We start from the raw sequence: 3,147 nt of genomic DNA, 5'->3' as shown, positions 1-3,147 counted from the left end.
GTGAGCGTCCAGTCAGCCCATCTTGAAAGCCGAGGCGGTTCATAGGAGCCTCGAGTCCACTTCAACTCTTGGTGGACTCGTGAACACTATCCCCGATCAACAAGCAGGTCCGCGACAGCGGCGGCGCGTGCACAGCGATGCGTTCAAGGCCGGTGCGGTGACGGCCTGTGCGCAGCCTGGCATGTCGATGGCCGCAGTGGCAATGGCTCACGGCATCAACGCCAATCTTCTGCGGCGCTGGGTGCACGAGGCCGAGATGAAGCCAAGAGGCGATGTCGTGCGCGCAGACGTCGTGGTTGGAGCCGCAGCGCGAGAGCCCAAGACCGTCTTCGTACCGGTCAGCTTGCCGCCATCGACGCCACCGGCTCAGGTCCCAGACATTCGCATCGAGCTGCGACGTGGACCGACGACGGTCACGGTGACCTGGCCGGCAGGTGCCGCCAGCGACTGCGCGGTCTGGATGCGCGAGCTGCTTCGATGATCCGCATCGACGCGATGTGGCTGGCCGCCGACCCCATCGACATGCGCGCCGGCGCCGACCGCCTGCTGGCGCGCGTTGTGCAAGTCTTCGGTGCAGCGCAGGCCCACCACGGCTACCTGTTCGCCAACGCCCGCGGCACCCGCATCAAGCTCCTCGTGCACGACGGCTTCGGCGTCTGGTGCGCGGCACGCAGGCTCAACGCGGGCCGCTTCGCGTGGGTACCGGCCACCACGACATCGCCCATATCTCTGTCGCTCACCAACGCGCAGTTTGACGCGCTGGTCCTCGGCCTGCCGTGGGAGCGGTTGCCCGAATTGAGCACCATCACGCGGGCCTGACAGCAACATCGACGCTGGCACTTGACCGCGCCAGCGTCGACGCAATTCGTACTTGTTCCGATGCGCTGCATACGGCGTCCTGGCACCATGCCGTCATGCTCGGCACGCACGATCTTCCCCCGCTCAACCTGCAGACACTCCCGCCCGAAGCGGCGGCCTGGGTTGCCCGTTGGCAGCATGCCGAACAGCAACTCGCCCTGCGTGAGCAGGCTCTTGTCGATCGCGACCGCGAGCTGGACCAAGCCAGGAATCTCCTGCAGCGCAAGGACCGCGACATCGCCTGGCGCGATGCCAAGATCGAGAAGATCACCTTCGAGTTGGCTCGCCTGAAGCGCTGGAAGTTCGGCGCCAGCTCCGAAGCGATGAACACCGACCAGCGACGCCTGTTCGAGGAGACGATCGCCGAGGACGAGGCGAGCCTGCGTGCGCAACTGGAACAACTGCGACGCGAAGCCGCTGAGACCACTGTCGACGCCAAGCCGAAGGCCGCGCCGCAGCGACCACGCCGTCAGCAATTGCCTGAACACCTGCGTCGCGTCGAACACCGTCATGAGCCCGAGAGCACCAACTGCCCCGCGTCTAACTGCGGTCGCCCGATGACACGCATCGGCGAGGAGGTGAGCGAGCGGCTGGATATCGTGCCGGCCGAGTTCTTCGTCCATCGCCACATCTACGGCAAGTGGGCCTGCCGCTGCTGCCAGATCCTCAAGCAGGCGCCGTCCAACCCGGAACTGATCGAGGGCGGCATGGCCGCGAGCGGCCTCATCGCGCACACGCTCATCAGCCGCTGCGTTGACCACCTGCCGTACTACCGGCAAGAGGCGATCAACGCCCGCAGCGGCGTGCACACACCGCGTTCCACGCTGGCGGCCTGGGCAGGCCAGGCGGGCGCGGCGCTGGAGCCACTCTACGAGGTGCACAAGGCCTTCGTCCTCGCTTGCCGGGTTCTGCATGCCGACGAGACCCCCGTGGCGCTGCTCGATCCCGGTGCCGGCAAGACGCGCAAGGCCTACGTCTGGGCCTACGCGAGGAGCTGGCACGACCCCGTGCCCGGCGTGGTCTATGAGTTCTGCCTGGGCCGTGGCGCGCAGTACCCGAAGGCCTTCCTCGCGGGCGATGTGCGACGGGGCCGAGGGCGCTGGTCCGGAACGCTGCTGACGGACCGCTACGCAGGCTACGACAGCGTGCTCGACCCGCGCATCCATACTGATCGCATCAGCGCGGCTTGTGTCGCGCATGCACGCCGCAAGTTCGAGGAGCTGACTCGCACCGGAACGAGCCCGATCGGCGACGAGGCGATCCGTCGCTATGCGCGGATCTATGCGCTCGAGGCCGAACTCAAGGGCATGAGCGACGGCGAGCGCATGTCGCAGCGGCAGCAACTCGCCAAGCCGCTGTGGGCCAAGCTCAAACAATGGCTCGAGATCGAACGACGGCTGGTCGCGGGCGGCAGCTCCGTGGCGGGCGCCATCGACTACACGCTCGGCCACTGGACCGCGCTGACGCACTACCTCGAGGACGGCGCAGTCGCGATCGACAACAACCACCTGGAGCGGCAGATCAAGCCTTGGGCAATGGGGCGCCGGGCATGGTTGTTCGCCGGCAGCGAACTCGCTGGCCAACGCACGGCCATGGTGATGAGCCTGGTGCAGTCGGCGCGGCTCAATGGACACGATCCATGGGCATACCTGCGCGACGTGCTGGCACGCCTGCCGACGCAGCGCAGCAGCCAGATCGAGGACTTGCTGCCGCACAGATGGCAAGCGGCATCCGACGCGGCACCATGACCTTGCTCACGCAGGACGTTATGGTCCAGGCGAACATCGACGTCAACCGCATGAGCGCGCAACAGAAGGTTCAGCTGACTGACGAAATCTACGTCCAGCAGCCGAATCTGCTGGCCTCCATCCTCGTGTTGCCTCGCTACGGGGTCGACATGCAACTGCTTGAGGAGCCGATCCACGTCCTGCTCGTCGCCTTCCAGGCCATGAAGCACTGCGGGCACGCCTTGCCAACGATCTCTGAAGACGTCCAGGAAACCTGCTTGAAGCGGCTGACAGCGACGTTGAAGTTCTCCGAGGGCGTGCCGCCAGATCTCGTCGAGCAGATGATCACGAAGTTTTGCGTCGACCACCCCGAGCGCTATCTCCTGGCGTTCGCATACGGCCATCTTGGCCAGCACGACCTGCTGCGCGTGCGAACCGACGCCGAGAAGTACCTGCTGCTGGCCTGCCTCAACCTCGTGGAGTGCGTGGCCTACATCGGTGCAAAGTAGCAGTCCAAATGAGCCGCTTGCGGCCGGTCAAGATGGGTTGACTGGACGCTCAC

General features: G+C 65.8%; 4 protein-coding genes. All 4 read left to right on the top strand.

Features of this window, described 5'->3' with window-relative positions; genetic code table 11:
- The first annotated feature begins 79 nt into the window (after positions 1–79).
- The 4 genes from tnpA to L0977_RS25230 all read left to right on the top strand — a co-directional run bounded on the left by tnpA (position 80) and on the right by L0977_RS25230 (position 3,094).
- Positions 80–481, top strand: a complete 402-nt coding sequence (gene tnpA, locus L0977_RS25245) for an IS66-like element accessory protein TnpA (protein ID WP_158515827.1) — start codon at positions 80–82, stop codon at positions 479–481.
- Complete coding sequence (tnpB, locus tag L0977_RS25240; RefSeq protein ID WP_009520737.1) at positions 478–819, top strand: IS66 family insertion sequence element accessory protein TnpB; 342 nt, start codon at positions 478–480, stop codon at positions 817–819. Before tnpA ends, tnpB begins: the two co-directional genes overlap by 4 nt.
- Before the next feature lie 95 nt (positions 820–914).
- A complete protein-coding gene (gene tnpC / locus L0977_RS25235; RefSeq protein WP_234267675.1) occupies positions 915–2,606 on the top strand; it encodes an IS66 family transposase in 1,692 nt (563 codons plus the stop codon).
- Positions 2,603–3,094, top strand: a complete 492-nt coding sequence (locus L0977_RS25230; protein ID WP_009520310.1) for a hypothetical protein — start codon at positions 2,603–2,605, stop codon at positions 3,092–3,094. Before tnpC ends, L0977_RS25230 begins: the two co-directional genes overlap by 4 nt.
- The last annotated feature ends 53 nt before the right edge of the window (positions 3,095–3,147 follow it).

The sequence above is a fragment of the Hydrogenophaga sp. NFH-34 genome, from assembly GCF_021401345.1.
Lineage (GTDB): Bacteria > Pseudomonadota > Gammaproteobacteria > Burkholderiales > Burkholderiaceae_C > Hydrogenophaga > Hydrogenophaga electricum.
Note: the sequence above shows the minus strand (reverse complement) of the source record. Positions and strands in the feature narration are given on the sequence as shown.

Excerpts from the sequence above, each read along its gene's own strand:
- L0977_RS25230 (WP_009520310.1), top strand. The coding sequence starts at position 2,603 with ATGACCTTGCTCACGCAGGACGTTATGGTCCAGGCGAACATCGACGTC.
- tnpB (WP_009520737.1), top strand. The coding sequence starts at position 478 with ATGATCCGCATCGACGCGATGTGGCTGGCCGCCGACCCCATCGACATG.
- tnpC (WP_234267675.1), top strand. The coding sequence starts at position 915 with ATGCTCGGCACGCACGATCTTCCCCCGCTCAACCTGCAGACACTCCCG.